This window comes from Aeromicrobium sp. Root344 (assembly GCF_001425755.1).
Taxonomy (GTDB): domain Bacteria; phylum Actinomycetota; class Actinomycetes; order Propionibacteriales; family Nocardioidaceae; genus Aeromicrobium.
Genome location: NZ_LMDH01000001.1, coordinates 3666499 through 3680388, shown reverse-complemented (window position 1 = coordinate 3680388; position 13890 = coordinate 3666499). Strand labels below are relative to the sequence as shown.

Genomic DNA, 13890 nt, shown 5'->3' with positions numbered 1-13890 from the left:
GCGAATGTGTCGGTCCCGGTTGCGACACTGACGACATGGAACTCGTCATCGTGCTTCTCGTGGGACTCGGACTCGGCCTCGTCGGGGGCTGGCTGTTTGGTCGTGCGTCCCATTCCGACGGGTCCGGCGTCGACGCGCAGGTGCTCGAGGCACGCCACGCGGCGCTGATCTCCCAGGTCCGTCACGACGAGGCCGTCGTACGCGCTGAGGTCGAGCAGCAGCTCGCCGCTGCCGAGGCCTCGGTCCAGGGGCTTCGCGAGCAGCTCGTGCTGGCGCAGGAGCAGCATCGCCAGACTGTCGAGGCGCACCGTCAGGAGACCCGCCAGCGCGAGGCGGCGACGCAGACCGAGAGCAAGGTGCTCGAGAAGCTCGCACCCGTGGCTGCGCAGCTCAAGGACATGCAGCAGAAGGTCCTCGACCTCGAGAAGCAGCGCAGCGAGCAGCACGGCGACCTCGCCGCCCAGATCCGGGCGACCCGACAGAGCGCCGAGCAGTCCAAGATGGCCGCCGAGACGCTGTCGGCCGCCCTGCGCAACAACTCCGTACGCGGCGCCTACGGCGAGCTGCAGCTCAAGACGCTGGTCGAGTCGGCGGGACTGCTCAACCGCATCGACTACTCGGTGCAGGAGTCCATCTCGGCCGACTCCGGCGCCCGCCGCCCCGACATGGTGATCAAGCTGCCCGGTCGCAAGCAGGTCGCGATCGACTCCAAGGTGCCGTTCAGCGCGTTCATCGACTCGTTCCGCGAGGACATCAGCGAGGCCGAGCGCAAGACGCTGCAGATGCAGCACGCCAAGCAGGTCCGCGGTCACGTCGACGCACTGGCCGGCAAGGAGTACTGGACGGGCCTTCCGGTCAGCCCCGAGTACACGATCGCGTTCATCCCGAGCGAGGCGATCCTCAACACCGCGCTCGACGCCGATCCCACGCTGCTCGAGTACGCCTTCAGCCGCGGCATCGTCCTGGCCACGCCGGTCAACCTGTGGGCGACGCTCAAGACCGTGGCACTGACGTGGAAGCAGGAGGACCTCGCCGAGAACGCCCAGGAGCTGGTCGATCTCGGTCGTGAGCTCTACAAGCGGCTCGGCAAGCTGTCCGACCACGTCTCCAAGCTGGGTCGCTCGATCGAGACCACGGTGCGGTCCTACAACGACTTCGCCGGCTCCCTCGAGGGGCGCGTGCTCGTCACGGCGCGCAAGCTCGACGGCATCGACGAGGCGCGCATGCTCGGCGAGGTCAAGCAGATCGAGGGCGACACGCGCCGGCTCACGGCCAGCGAGTTCACCGCGCTCGAGGAGACGGGGATTGCCCGCCCGGAGATCGACTTCGAGCAGGTCGGACTCCCCGGCGTTGCCGACGACGACGAGCGCACCGCCTAGCCTCAGCCTCGCTCAGCGTGACGAGTTGCAGGCTCGCGTCGGCGTGTCGCCTGCAGTTCGTCACGCTCAGCGCGTGCGACTGAGCGCGGCGATGACGCCCACCCAGACATAGCCCGGCCACAGGGCGAGCCGCTCGAACCCGCCGAGGCCAGTCGATCCGTCACCAGCCAGCAGGGCGGCGAAGCCGGCGACTCCAGCTGCGGACAGGACGGCCACCGCCAGCGTGGCGCGTGCGAGCCCGGGACGCGTGGCCCGCAGGCTGAGCGCCGTGAGGAGCAGCGCGGTGGGCTGGGCCAGGAACACGGGCAGCGCGACGAGACCGTGCAGGCCACCGTGCTCGTTGACGGGGACCAGACCCACACCGATCGACCCGAGCCCGGAGACGCACCAGACCACGACGGCGGCCGCGCCGGTCCGCCCCGGCAGGCTCCGCGAGCCCAGCAGGAGCGCACCGAGCGCGAGGCTGACGCCGAACCAGATGAAGCCGATGTTCATCACCGTGTGCCACGGCGAGCACAGCACGTCGCCGCGAACCGACCGGCACGAAGTGTTGCCGAGGTCGCTGATCGTCGAATCGCCGAACCGGTAGTCGCGCGAGGCCTGCAGCCCGACGACCACCTCGAGGACGATGTACAAGGGCTGTAGCGTCCAGGCGGCCCTGCCCAGTCCCACGCTCTGTGGGCTCAACCGTGATGGGGTCAGCGGAGCGCCTGCTCCAGATCGCCGATCAGGTCGTCGATGTCCTCGATGCCGACGGACAGTCGTACGAGGTCGTCGGGCACCTCGAGGAGCGAGCCTTCCGTCGACGCGTGCGTCATCGCACCCGGGTGCTCGATGAGCGACTCGATGCCGCCGAGGCTCTCCGCCAGCGTGAAGAGCTCGGTGCGGGCGCAGAAGTCGAGCGCCGCCTGCTTGCCGCCGGCAAGGCGTACGGAGATCATGCCGCCGAAGCGGCGCATCTGCTTCGCCGCGACCGCGTGACCCGGGTGCTCGGGCAGGCCGGGGTAGAGGATCGACGCGATCGCCGAGTGCCCCTGCAGGAAGTCGACGATCGCCTCGGCGTTGTCGCAGTGCTTGTCCATCCGCACCGCGAGCGTCTTGGCGCCGCGCATCGTCAGATAGGCGTCGAACGGGCCCGGCACGCCGCCGGCGCCGTTCTGGAGGAATGCGAACGCGGCGTCGAGCTCGTCGTCGTCGGTGACCAAGGCTCCGCCGACGACGTCGGAGTGACCGCCGAGGTACTTCGTCGTCGAGTGCAGCACGATGTCGGCGCCGAGCTCGAGCGGCTGCTGGAGATAGGGCGACGCGAACGTGTTGTCGACGACGAGCTTGGCGCCGGCTGCGTGCGAGATCTCGCTGATGCCGGCGATGTCGCCGACGTTGAGCAGGGGATTGGTCGGCGTCTCGATCCACACGGCCTTGGTCTCGGGCCTGATCGCGGCACGGATCGCGTCGAGGTCGTTGACCGCGGCGACGGTGTAGGTGATGCCCCACTGGCTGAACACCTTGTCGATCAGCCGGAACGTGCCGCCGTACGCATCATCGGGGATGACCATGTGGTCGCCAGGGCGCAGCAGCGAGCGGATCGCGCAGTCGGTGGCCGCCATGCCGGAGCTGAATGCCCGGCCGTGAGCGCCACCCTCGAGCGCTGCGAGGTTGGCCTCCAGCGCCGTACGCGTGGGGTTGCCGGTGCGGGCGTACTCATAGCCGGACCGCATCCCACCGACGCCGTCCTGCGCGAACGTCGAGGAGGCGTAGATCGGCACGTTGACCGCGCCGTTCTCGGCGTTGGGCTCATAGCCCGCGTGGATTGCCCGGGTCGCGAAGCCCTGCCACGCGCCCTCGTCCTGGGTGCTCTTCTTCTCGCTCATACGTGGACCCCCAGCAGGTCGTGGCGGGTCAGGACGCCGAGCGGCTTGCCGTCCTCGATGACCATGACGGCGTCGCTGGTGTGCAGCGCCGCGAGCGCGTCGTCGAGGCTCTCGCCGGAGCCCAGCAGTGGCAGCGGCGGTTCCATGTGCTGCGAGACGGCATCGGTCAGCAGGGCGCGGCCCTCGAACACGGCGCTGATCAGCGCACGCTCGTTGACGCTGCCCGCGACCTCGCCGATGACGACCGGCGGCTCGGGGCCGACGACGGGCATCTGGGAGACGTTGTACTCACGGAGGATCTCGATCGCGTCGCGGATGGTCTCCGACGGGTGCGTGTGCACGAGCGCCGGCATGCCGCCGGACTTGGTGCGAAGCAGGTCGCCGACGGTCATCTCGTGCGTCGTGCCGTCCAGCGGCTCGCGGAGGAATCCGTAGGACGACATCCAGTCGTCGTTGAAGATCTTGGAGAGGTAGCCGCGGCCGCCGTCGGGCAGCAGCACGACGACCAGGGCGTCGGGGCCGGCTTCGGCGGCGACCTTGAGCGCCGCGACCGTCGCCATGCCGCACGAGCCACCGACGAGGAGGCCCTCCTCGCGAGCCAGGCGGCGGGTCATCTCGAACGAGTCCGCGTCGCTGACCGCGATGATCTGGTCGGGGATGTCGGGGTCGTACGCGCTGGGCCAGAAGTCCTCGCCGACGCCTTCGACGAGGTAGGGGCGCCCGGTGCCGCCGGAGTAGACGGAGCCCTCGGGGTCGGCGCCGATGACCTTGACCGTGCCGCCGGAGACCTCCTTGAGGTAGCGGCCGACGCCGGTGATCGTGCCTCCGGTGCCCACGCCGGCGACGAAGTGCGTCACCTTGCCGTCGGTGTCGGCCCAGATCTCGGGACCGGTCGTCTCGTAGTGGCTCTCGGGGCCGGCCGGGTTGGAGTACTGGTCGGGCTTCCAGGCGCCGTCGGTCTCGCGTACGAGGCGGTCCGAGACGTTGTAGTAGCTGTCGGGGTGTTCGGGCGGCACCGCGGTCGGGCACACCACGACCTGGGCGCCGTAGGCCCGCATGGTGTTGCGCTTGTCCTCGCTGACCTTGTCGGGGCAGACGAAGATGCACTTGTAGCCGCGCTGCTGGGCGACCAGGGCGAGTCCGACGCCGGTGTTGCCGGAGGTCGGCTCGACGATCGTCCCGCCGGGCTTGAGTGCACCTGAAGCCTCGGCGGCGTCGACCATCTTGACCGCGATGCGGTCCTTGGCGCTGCCACCGGGATTGAGGTACTCGATCTTGGCGGCCACGGTCGCGGATCCCGCGGAGGTGACCGAGTTGAGACGGACCAGCGGGGTGTTGCCGATCAGCTCAACGATGTGGTTTGCAATGGGCATGTCGCCATTCTTGCACTCGGCAGCTCAGCGGGATCGCGCCGTCGTCAGGGCTTGGTGAGCACGGGCGCGGCCTCGCGCACGTCGAGCTCGGCGGCCGGGCCAGACGCCTGCAACGTCTGTCCGATCGTCTGCCACCCGCCGCCGTCGACCCGGTAGCGAACCCGGTAGGTCACGTCGACCCGCGGGTGCACGTCGTCGGCCGGCTCGCGGTAGCGATGCGTCACGTCCATCGCGGGATACGGCCGTCCAGGTCGAGCCGTTGTGGACGCTGTGCCGTCGTCGTGGATCCACGTGTAGCGCACCGGTGTGGCGACCAGATCCACGTCGAACCCCAGCAGCGTCACGCTGCGCTCGAAGGGCTGCGGCTGGGTGTAGAAGATGGTCTCGATGTTGACGAGCGTCTCCTCGCCGGGTTGGATCTGCACCTTCAGGCTGGGCAACCCGATCTCCCGCACCGCCCGAAGAATGTCCCCCTCAGTGAGGTCCGCAGGCCGAATCTCCGTGGGTGACCCCGCGGAGAAGTCGCTTGCATCACAATTCAGGACGCCCACCTCTAGGGAACACTGGGTTTGCTGATCGACTAGCTTCCCTTCCGGTCTTGTCACCCGTTTTGTGCTCGTGTTCTTGTGTGGCTCCTGCTTCTGGGCGCGGATATGCAGCTTGGGCTTCCATGAGTCCGGAGTGACATCGGTGTCTGCCGCAGCTGTTAGGGGCAAAAGTAGGGGAGCGACTATAAGTGGAAAGAGTCGGTGCTTCATTGGCTCTCCGGGATGTAGATGTCGGTCACGGAGAACGGGGCTGCTTTCGTCAGAACGAAGACGAAGGTGTACGGGCGCGTCGCCCTGCCTTCGCGTACAGAGACTTTGGTCTCGACCTCGATAGGATTCCTAGTTCGGCTCACCGAGGCATCCGTCAATTTCCAAAACTTGCCGGCAAACCTCTGACCGTCCGGGGGTTCCCTTGTGAATTCGGCTGCGTAGCTATCGCAGGGGCGACAACCTTCGGACTTCTCCAACATCGACTGAGCTTGACCAGTATTTGCAGCGAAGTTGAGCAGGTCGATGTAGTGACTCACGAACGTCGCGGCACCCGAGGGTGTGTCTTCTTTCGCTTGCGCCGGCATCGTCGGTGGGGTGGCCGTCGGCGCCGTTGACGTGGTCGTGCGCCTCGGTTCCTTAGGCTCTGGATCCGACGAGCACGCGCCAAGGGTCAGCAGGACCACCAGAACAATTCCCCCGAATCGCATGCCCGAGAAACTACCGAAACGCGCCGGGTTCTGTCAGCCCCCGAGCCGGGGCTGTGGACAACGCGCGTCAGGGGCGGAGCGGACGACCCTCGGAGTCGTTCGGATCGCCTGTGAGCATCAAGACGCCGTCGATCAGGGACCACAGCGAGCCGATGCCGCACGTGAAGATCGACACGAGCAGCTGAGCAACCCCCGTGCCGGTGTCGCCGATGTAGAACCGACCGATGCCGAACGGCAACAGGATGTTGAGCAGGCCGGCAATGAGCTTCTGCTTGTCCGAGTACGGCACTCCGGTCACCGGGTGCACGCCCCAAGGAGCGCCGGCATGAGCGCCGTACGCGTACCCGGGCGGCGGCGGGTAGCCACCGGGCGGCGGTTGATAGCCCGGCGGAGGACCGTAGCCCGGAGGTGGCGGTGGTGTGCCGTAGCCGGGAGGCGGCGGCGGTGTGCCGTAGCCCGGAGGCGGGGGAGGCGGCTGGTTGACCCGACCGTAGTCGGGCTCACCACCCTCCAGCGGGACGGTCGGCTCGTTGCTGTCGGACTCGGGCGGTTCCGGCGGTGTCGACGTCATGGCCGCCACGCTATCGGCTACACGACCGCTCCCGTCGTCGACCGGCCGTCATCGACGTTCGCGTACGGATCGATGACTCGCTTGCCCGGGTCCGAGGGGTCGTACGGCCACCGCTCCTCCAGCACGACAGCCAGCGCCGATGCGGTGAAGATCGTCGACAGGATGCCCACCGACAGCCCGAGCAGCAGCGCGATCGCGAAGTCGGTCAGCGAGTCACCACCGAGCACCGCCAGTGCGGCGAGGATGAACATCGCGCCGAGTCCCGTGTTGATCGTGCGGGGGATCGTCTGCAGGATCGCCTCGTTGACGACCTCGCGGAGCGGCCGCTTGCGGTTCTCGCGCGTGTGCTCGCGGATGCGGTCGAACACCACGATCGTGTCGTTGACCGCCAGACCGATGATCGACAGGACCGCAGCCAGGAACACGCCGTCGATCGGCTTGCCCCACCATGCGAACACGCCGACCACGGTCAGCACCACCGAGGACATCGACAGCACCGCCGCCGCAGCGTACGTCCACCGGAACCGCCACGCCAGATAGATCATCTGGGCGGCGATCGCGATGCCGAACGCGATCAGGGCCTTGTCACGCAGCTCCTTGCCGAGGCTGGGGCCGACCAGCTCGTCGCGCTCCTTCTCGACGCCGCCTGCAACGCCCGCCAGCGCTTCCTCGATCTGGAACGCCTCGTCGTTGGAGATGTCGTCGACGCGGACCGTGACGTTCTCCTTGCCATCCTCGCCCGACGACGACTGCACGACGGCCTTGGGGAAGCCGGCTTCGCCCACAGCGTCGCGTGCCTCGTCGACGTCGACGGGCTGAGATGACGAGAACTCCAGCAGCCGCCCGCCGGTGAACTCGACGCCGAGGTTGAGCCCGCGCAGCACGATCCCGCCGATCGAGAGCACCGCGACGACCGCGGTCACGGCGATCCAGGTGCCGCTGCGTTTCATCAGGTCAGGGCCGCTCTCGGTGAGCCATCTGCGGATGCGGCCGGTCCCGGCGAGCCCACTGGTCCCGGGCCGCTTGCGGACGTACGCCCGACGGACGGCCCACTCGCTCAGCACCCGCGCGACGACGAGGGCCGACACCATCGAGGCGACGACACCGATCGACAGCGTCACGCCGAACCCCTTGACCGGCCCGGATGCGAAGAAGAACAGCAGCGCCGCAGCGAGCAACGTGGTCACGTTGGAGTCGATGATCGCCGACCACGCCTTGTTGAACCCGGTGTTCAGGGCAGGGGAGAGGCCGGCGTCCGTACGTTGGGCGTACTCCTCCCTCGCTCGTTCGAACACCAGCACGTTCGCGTCGATCGCCAGGCCGATCGCGAGCACGAAGCCGGCGAGTCCCGGAAGCGTCAGCGTCGCACCGAGCCAGACCAGCAGCCCGTACGAGATCAGGGCGTAGGCACCCAGCGCGATCGTGGCGAGCAGGCCGACGAGCCGGTAGACGAACATGATGAACAGGCCGGTGAGGATGATCCCGATGATGGCCGCCTCGATCGAGGCGTCGATCGCGACCTTGCCCAGCGTGGGCCCGACGGTCCGTTGCTCGACGATCTCGACCTCGATCGGCAGCGCCCCGCCCTTGATGAGGACGGCGAGATCCTTGGCGGACTCCTGCGTGAAGCTGCCCTGGATCTGCGTGCTGCTGCCGCCTCCGGAGCTGCACAGCTCGGGCACGACGCCGGGGGAGGAGATGACCTTGTCGTCGAGCACGATCGCGACGCGGTTGCCGGCCGCGGTGTTGGCGCACGCCTCCGACACGAGCTGCTTCCAGCCGCCGCTGCCGGTGCCGTTGAACTGGACCCCGACGACCCACTCGCCGAGGCCCTGCTGCTCGGTCTCGGCCGTCGCATTCTTGACGCCGGTGCCGTCGAGCAGCGGCTTGCCGATGATGACGGGAGCGCCGCTCTCGTCCGGCAGCAGCTGTTCACCCTTGGCCGGCTTCTCGTCCTGGGCGGGGATGCGGAGCACCTCGTGGAACGACAGCTGAGCGGTCTGTCCGATGACCTCGGCCGCCTCGCGCGGGTCCTGCACGCCGGGCAGCTCGACGATGATGCGGGTGTCGCCGGAGCGGGCCAAGGTCGGTTCGGCGACGCCGAGGGCGTCGACGCGGCCGCGCAGCACGCCGAGGGCGCGATCGGTCGAGTCCGCGTTGGCCTTGGCGCGGTCGGAGTCCTTGGCCTGCAGGACGATCTGGGTGCCGCCCTTCAGGTCGAGGCCGAGCTTGGCCGAGCTGGTCAGGGCGAGGGCGAGGGAGATGGCGACGACGGCGAACGCGGCGACGGCGCGCCACAAGGGTGCACGGGATGACATGGGACAGCTTTCGGAAGAACACGCCGACGACGGCGCGGAAGGACGGGTGGCTTGGCGGGCTCAGAGAGCCGGCGGCGCCCGTCCGGTGGGCGTGACGAGGTCACGGCCCGCGCGTACGACGAGGGTGTCAGCGGTCGCGAGGGTCGCTGCCGGGCGTACGTCTGAAGCGGCGCTCGGCGGCGTGGACGCGAGGTCCAGGTGCAGCGGCGCCTGGTGGTGGGTCGCAGCCAGCGAGACGTGCTGGGTGCGGGCGGCCTTGACCGCGGAGCCGGCATGGCTCGCGCCGGAGACCGTGGTGCGTTGGGTCGAGACGTGGGTCGGCCCGCCGAACGTCACGAGGAGCACGGCGACCAGAGCCGCCGTCAGGGCAGCCGCGGTCCTGCGCGCTGCCGGCCTCGAGAACATCTGGCGAGTGTACGTGAGGTGAGACGGTTGCCGGCCGCATCCAATGCCTGCCTAGGCTGGATGCATGACGAGCCAGAGAACCCTTGGATCCAGTGACATCACCGTCTCGACTGTCGGCGTGGGATGCAACGCGTTCGGCACCCGCATCGACGCAGCGCAGACCAACGCCGTCGTCGACGCCGCGTTCGAGCACGGCATCACCTTCTTCGACACCGCCGACACGTACGGCACCGGACAGAGCGAGCTCCTGCTGGGCGAGGCGCTCAAGGGACGCCGCGACGAGGCCGTCATCGCGACCAAGTTCGGCATGGACATGCAGGGCGTCAACGGCGACGACGGCGGACGCCGTGGCGCCCCTGCGTACGTCCGCACGGCGGCGGAGGCGAGCCTCAAGCGGCTCGGCACCGACCACATCGACCTCTACCAGCTGCACACCCCGGACCCCTCCACGCCGATCGAGGACACGCTCGGCGCGATGACCGAGCTGGTCAAGGAGGGCAAGGTCCGGGCGATCGGCAGCTCCAACCTGCAGGCCTGGCAGGCCGTCGACGCCGACTGGATCTCGCGCACCAAGGGGCTCGAGCGCTTCGTGACGGCGCAGAACGAGTACTCGCTCTACAACCGCACTGCGGAGACCGAGCTCGTGCCGGCCTGCCTCGGGCTGGGTGTGGGTGTGCTGCCGTACTTCCCGCTCGCGTACGGCTTGCTGACCGGCAAGTACCGACGCGGTCAGGACGCTCCGGCGGGCACCCGCCTGGCGGTCCAGTCCGATCGCCTCGCGACCGCAGACTGGGACCGCATCGAGGCACTCGAGGCGTTCGCCCAAGCGCGCGGCATCTCGGTCCTCGACCTCGCGATCGGCGGGCTCGCCGCGCAGCCTGCGGTGTCCAGCGTCATTGCCGGGGCGACGAAGCCGGAGCAGATCGCCGCGAACGCGGCTGCCGGACAGTGGACGCCGACGGCCGAGGACCTCGACGAGCTGTCGGAGATCGGCCGTCCGGCGCAGTCCTACACGACGTTCGCGCCTCGACGCTGAGTCGGTGAGGGTCGCGCCGGGCTGGGAAGCGCCTCACGGCGCGTGGCCGCTCGAAGCGGCTAATTTTGGGACCCGGGGCTACCACAGCCCGACGCGTGCACCAGCCTAACCGAGCAGCGGCGCAACTCAAGGCACCTCGGCGCTGGGTGTGACTCAGATCAATGCAGCCGGGACGAACGCTCGAGCTCAGCTGCCCGGCGCAGGTGCACCGCGGTGTCGACGAGCTTCGCCGCGCTCTGCGGATCGCCGCTGTCGAGCTGGGCCCGTCCCACGCCGACGATGTGTGCGAACGCTGCCGCCCGGTCGAGTGTCACGTCGAAGTCGTCGCCGACGATGCCACGTACGACCGTGTCGACCAGCGCGATGACCTCCTCGGGACCCGGGGGATCCACGACACCTGCGAGCACCTCGTGCACGGGGGCGTACGCCTTGCCCGCGCCGAACTCTCGCGCCGCCTGCTCGGGCTGGCGGTAGACCCAGGTGCGCAGCAGGTAGAGCCGCCAGAGCGCGCCCGCGAGGCTGTCGGCGGCGGCATGCGACCAGAGGTCGGCGATGACGCCGAGGCCCTCCTCGTCGGCGAGGTGCAGCACCCGGTCGACCAGGCCCTGGTCGTCGCCGGAGCGGGGCCCACGGACCAGCAAGGTGGCGATGCGGTGACCGGCGGCCGCCATCTCGGCGGGATCGGCGCCGTCAGCCTGCGCCTCGAACAGGGCAGAGCCCGGCAACGACGGTCGCTTGAACTCGCGCTCGTTCATCCGATAGCCCCCCGCGGAATCCCTCCGGTCATGCGTCAACCGTAACCGCGCGCACCCAAGATCAGGCGCTCTGGACGACCTTGGATTCGCTCGGTGTCGTCGCCACCTTGGGCTTGCGCAGGTAGAGCGGCAGGATCACGGCGAGGTAGATCGCCCAGCAGACGCCCTGCAGCCACGACGGGTCCGGCTGGAAGTTGACGGTGCCCTTGAGCAGCGTGCCGTACCAGCTGTCCTTGGGGATCGTGGAGGAGATGTCGAAGATCGCGTTGCCCAGGTGGCCGATGCCGCCGACGTCGCCGGTCAGGCGGGGCAGGAAACCGGCCTCCTGCAGGTCGTACACGCCGTACGCCAGCACGCCGGCCGCCACGATGATCAGCAGGAAACCGGTGACGGTGAAGAACTTGCCGAGGTTGACCTTGATCGCGCCGCGGTAGATGCCGATGCCCAGCAGGATCGCGATGAGGAAGCCGAGGGTCGCGCCGATGAACGGCTGCGGTGAGTACGCGTTGGCGATCGTGCTCCACATGATCGCCGCGGTCTCGAGACCCTCACGTCCGACCGTGAGGAAGGCGACGAGTGCGATCGCGCCGTTGCCCAGGGCCACGGCCGAGGCCATCTCGCCCTCGAGCTCCTTCTTGAGCCCTCGAGCGGTGCGGCGCATCCAGAAGATCATCCAGGTCACCAGACCGGCGGCCAGGATCGACAGGGTGCCGCCGACGCCCTCCTGCGCCTTGAACGACAGCTGCTCGAACGCGATCGTGACGAACGTGAAGACCGCGACGACGAGAGCAATCGCCGCCGCGACCCCGATCCACACGTAGCGGATCTCGTGCCGACGCTGGGTCTTGACGAGGTAGGCGATGAGGATGCTGACGATCAGGCTGGCTTCGAGGCCCTCGCGGAGACCGATCAGGAGGTTGGCGAACACATCCTCGATCGTAACTTAGGTCGGGCTTACCTAACCCACCGAGAACCTAAGAACTACGTCACACACCGTCAGCGCGCAGCGCCGCCGTCAGCGGGTCGACGATCAGGCCGATCTGCCACGCGCGCGCACCGTCGGCGACGAGCGCCTCGGTCACGGTGTCGACCGTGATCGGGGTGGGCGGCTCCCACGCGAGGTTGCGTACGAGCTGGGGACTGATGAGGTTCTCGGTCGGCAGGTCGTGCTTCTCGGCGAGCTCGACGACGACCTCGCGGCTGCGGGCGAGCCGGTCGGCCGCTTCGGGGTTCTTGTCGGCCCAGGCGCGCGGTGGCGGCGGTCCGTCGGTGCGTTGCCCGGTCGTCGGCAGCTCGGACTCGTCGAGCGTCAGTCCGCGCTCGATCGCGTCGTACCACTCGCTGAGGAACCGCCTCGGTCCGCGGTTCTTCATGATGCGCATCGACTTGAGCGCGTTGGCGTCCTGCGGGGGATTGACCGCGATCTCGAGGATCGAGGTGTCGGGCAGGATGCGGCCCGGCGTGGTGTCGCGGGCCTCGGCGATCGCGTCGCGGGTCTCCCAGATCTCGCGGACCAGACCCAGCGCCCGACGGCCACGAGCCTTGTGGATGCCGGACGTACGCCGCCACGGCTCCTTGCGCTCGGGCGGTCCCTGGAACGACAGCAGTGCCTCGAACTCCTCGGCGGCCCACTCGCGCTTGCCTGCCTTCTGGAGCTCGGCGTCGATCAGGTCGCGGAGCTCGATCAGCACCTCGACGTCGAGCGCGGCGTAGACGAGCCATGGCTCGGGCAGGGGTCGGGTCGACCAGTCTGCAGCGGAGAACTCCTTGGCCAGGCTCAGGCCGAGGTAGTGCTCGACGAGCGCGGCGAGCCCCACGCGCGGCAGGTTGAGCAGCCGCCCGGCGAGCTCGGTGTCGAACAACGACTCGGGATAGAGGCCGACCTCGGCGAGGCACATGAGGTCCTGCGTGGCGGCGTGCAGGATCCACTCGTTGCCGTCGAACGCGGTGTCGAGCGGCACGAGGCTGTCGAACGCCGTGGGGTCGATCAGGTGGGTGCCGGAGCCCTCGCGGCGTACCTGCACGAGGTAGGCACGCTGCGAGTAGCGGTAGCCGGAGGCCCGCTCGGCGTCGAGCGCGATCGGACCGGTGCCGGCCGCGATGCGTTCGCACGTGTCACGCAGCAGCTCCGGGGTGTCGACGACCGGCGGCAGCGGGTCGCGGAGCTCCAGGCGCGGTGCTTGCGGTGTGACCGGCTCCGGCGTCTCGTCTGCGATGGCGTCGGTCGGGATCTCGTCGGGGGTGGTCTGGTCAGCAGGGGTCAACGGACACCACGCCTGCGAGGTAGGGGGATGACGCCGGGTGCCAGTGGCGGCAGCCCGGCGATCGCGCACAACAGGTTGGACCACGCCGCGGCGTGCGAGTCCATGCCGGGAGTCGGAGCCTCGGTCAGTGGGGTCCAGGACGCGCGGACCTCGATCTGGGCGTCGGAGCCGTCGGCCTCCATCTCGCCGAACCCTTCAGAGCGTACGACCGTGACGCTGCCGCTGCCGGCGGTGTAGCCGCTGCCGTACGCCTCGAGAGCCTCGGTCAACCAGCTCCAGCCGACGCTGGGCAGCACGGGATCGGCGGCCATGTCGGCGTCGATGTCAGCGCGGGCGAACGTCACACAACGGAACGTACCGCCCCACGCGTCGTTTCCGGCAGGGTCGTGCAACAGGATGAAGCGGCCGGTGGCCAGCTCGTCGTCACCGACGAGCACGTCGCCGCTGATCGCGAACGCGTGGGGGGCGATGCGTTGGGGCGCAGGCATCTCGTCGACCACGACCTCTGGTCGAAGGACGGCGTGCCGGATCAGCTCCACCGCAGCGGTGAACTGCGCGGGGGTGCGGTCGATGTCGCTACGGGCTCCCACACTGTGATCGTAGGCGTGCCGGGGTCAGCCGGGGCCCCGACACTCCGCACGAGCGGGGTCGCTGCCCGGCTCGGCCGGTCAC

General features: G+C 69.0%; 14 protein-coding genes. 2 read left to right on the top strand and 12 right to left on the bottom strand.

All coding sequences use genetic code 11. The features are described 5' to 3' along the window. Positions 1-35: 35 nt before the first annotated feature. A complete protein-coding gene (rmuC, locus tag ASC61_RS18235) occupies positions 36-1379 on the top strand; it encodes a DNA recombination protein RmuC (protein WP_082530758.1) in 1344 nt (447 codons plus the stop codon). A gap of 66 nt (positions 1380-1445) precedes the next feature. On the opposite strand, the gene ASC61_RS18230 is transcribed toward rmuC, so the two are convergent. From ASC61_RS18230 to ASC61_RS18200, 8 genes are all read right to left on the bottom strand, one after another. After that, complete coding sequence (locus ASC61_RS18230; RefSeq protein WP_056214527.1) at positions 1446-2015, bottom strand: DUF998 domain-containing protein; 570 nt, start codon at positions 2013-2015, stop codon at positions 1446-1448. 62 nt (positions 2016-2077) lie between these two features. Further along, on the bottom strand, positions 2078-3250 hold the full coding sequence (locus ASC61_RS18225) for a cystathionine gamma-synthase (protein ID WP_056214524.1): 1173 nt from the start codon (positions 3248-3250) through the stop codon (positions 2078-2080). After that, complete coding sequence (locus ASC61_RS18220) at positions 3247-4623, bottom strand: cystathionine beta-synthase (protein WP_056214521.1); 1377 nt, start codon at positions 4621-4623, stop codon at positions 3247-3249. The genes ASC61_RS18225 and ASC61_RS18220 overlap by 4 nt, the downstream gene beginning before the upstream one ends. Positions 4624-4667: 44 nt before the next feature. Further along, on the bottom strand, positions 4668-5078 hold the full coding sequence (locus ASC61_RS18215) for a hypothetical protein (protein ID WP_056214518.1): 411 nt from the start codon (positions 5076-5078) through the stop codon (positions 4668-4670). A 299-nt stretch (positions 5079-5377) separates the two neighbouring features. Next, positions 5378-5869: a DUF6318 family protein gene (locus tag ASC61_RS19850; RefSeq protein ID WP_157439553.1), complete on the bottom strand. Its 492-nt coding sequence runs from the start codon at positions 5867-5869 to the stop codon at positions 5378-5380. Positions 5870-5936: 67 nt separating this feature from the next. After that, positions 5937-6440, bottom strand: a complete 504-nt coding sequence (locus ASC61_RS18210) for a TM2 domain-containing protein (RefSeq protein ID WP_056214515.1) — start codon at positions 6438-6440, stop codon at positions 5937-5939. Between the two features lie 17 nt (positions 6441-6457). Beyond that, a complete protein-coding gene (gene secD, locus ASC61_RS18205; RefSeq protein WP_056214512.1) occupies positions 6458-8758 on the bottom strand; it encodes a protein translocase subunit SecD in 2301 nt (766 codons plus the stop codon). A 60-nt stretch (positions 8759-8818) separates the two neighbouring features. Next, a complete protein-coding gene (locus ASC61_RS18200; protein WP_056214510.1) occupies positions 8819-9163 on the bottom strand; it encodes a hypothetical protein in 345 nt (114 codons plus the stop codon). A gap of 64 nt (positions 9164-9227) precedes the next feature. Between ASC61_RS18200 and ASC61_RS18195 the strand changes: the two genes are divergently transcribed. After that, the gene (locus tag ASC61_RS18195) at positions 9228-10199 is read left to right on the top strand and encodes an aldo/keto reductase (RefSeq protein ID WP_056214507.1); all 972 of its coding nucleotides are present in this window, start codon (positions 9228-9230) and stop codon (positions 10197-10199) included. A 158-nt stretch (positions 10200-10357) separates the two neighbouring features. On the opposite strand, the gene ASC61_RS18190 is transcribed toward ASC61_RS18195, so the two are convergent. The 4 genes from ASC61_RS18190 to ASC61_RS18175 form a co-directional block, all read right to left on the bottom strand. Then, complete coding sequence (locus ASC61_RS18190; RefSeq protein ID WP_056214505.1) at positions 10358-10954, bottom strand: hypothetical protein; 597 nt, start codon at positions 10952-10954, stop codon at positions 10358-10360. Between the two features lie 61 nt (positions 10955-11015). After that, positions 11016-11882, bottom strand: coding sequence for an iron uptake transporter permease EfeU (gene efeU, locus ASC61_RS18185; protein WP_056214502.1), 867 nt, complete (start codon positions 11880-11882; stop codon positions 11016-11018). Positions 11883-11940: 58 nt separating this feature from the next. After that, positions 11941-13218: an HRDC domain-containing protein gene (locus ASC61_RS18180; protein WP_056214499.1), complete on the bottom strand. Its 1278-nt coding sequence runs from the start codon at positions 13216-13218 to the stop codon at positions 11941-11943. Further along, positions 13215-13808 (bottom strand): DUF3000 domain-containing protein, encoded by a 594-nt coding sequence (locus ASC61_RS18175; protein WP_056214497.1) that lies wholly within the window; start codon positions 13806-13808, stop codon positions 13215-13217. Before ASC61_RS18175 ends, ASC61_RS18180 begins: the two co-directional genes overlap by 4 nt. Positions 13809-13890 lie beyond the last annotated feature (82 nt).

What these genes read in the sequence shown, in the direction of transcription:
- rmuC (WP_082530758.1), top strand. Translation starts at nt 36, where the DNA reads ATGGAACTCGTCATCGTGCTTCTCGTGGGACTCGGACTCGGCCTCGTC.
- ASC61_RS18220 (WP_056214521.1), bottom strand. Translation starts at nt 4,623, where the DNA reads ATGCCCATTGCAAACCACATCGTTGAGCTGATCGGCAACACCCCGCTG.
- ASC61_RS18210 (WP_056214515.1), bottom strand. Translation starts at nt 6,440, where the DNA reads ATGACGTCGACACCGCCGGAACCGCCCGAGTCCGACAGCAACGAGCCG.
- secD (WP_056214512.1), bottom strand. Translation starts at nt 8,758, where the DNA reads ATGTCATCCCGTGCACCCTTGTGGCGCGCCGTCGCCGCGTTCGCCGTC.
- ASC61_RS18225 (WP_056214524.1), bottom strand. Translation starts at nt 3,250, where the DNA reads ATGAGCGAGAAGAAGAGCACCCAGGACGAGGGCGCGTGGCAGGGCTTC.
- ASC61_RS18190 (WP_056214505.1), bottom strand. Translation starts at nt 10,954, where the DNA reads ATGAACGAGCGCGAGTTCAAGCGACCGTCGTTGCCGGGCTCTGCCCTG.
- ASC61_RS19850 (WP_157439553.1), bottom strand. Translation starts at nt 5,869, where the DNA reads ATGCGATTCGGGGGAATTGTTCTGGTGGTCCTGCTGACCCTTGGCGCG.
- ASC61_RS18195 (WP_056214507.1), top strand. Translation starts at nt 9,228, where the DNA reads ATGACGAGCCAGAGAACCCTTGGATCCAGTGACATCACCGTCTCGACT.
- ASC61_RS18200 (WP_056214510.1), bottom strand. Translation starts at nt 9,163, where the DNA reads ATGTTCTCGAGGCCGGCAGCGCGCAGGACCGCGGCTGCCCTGACGGCG.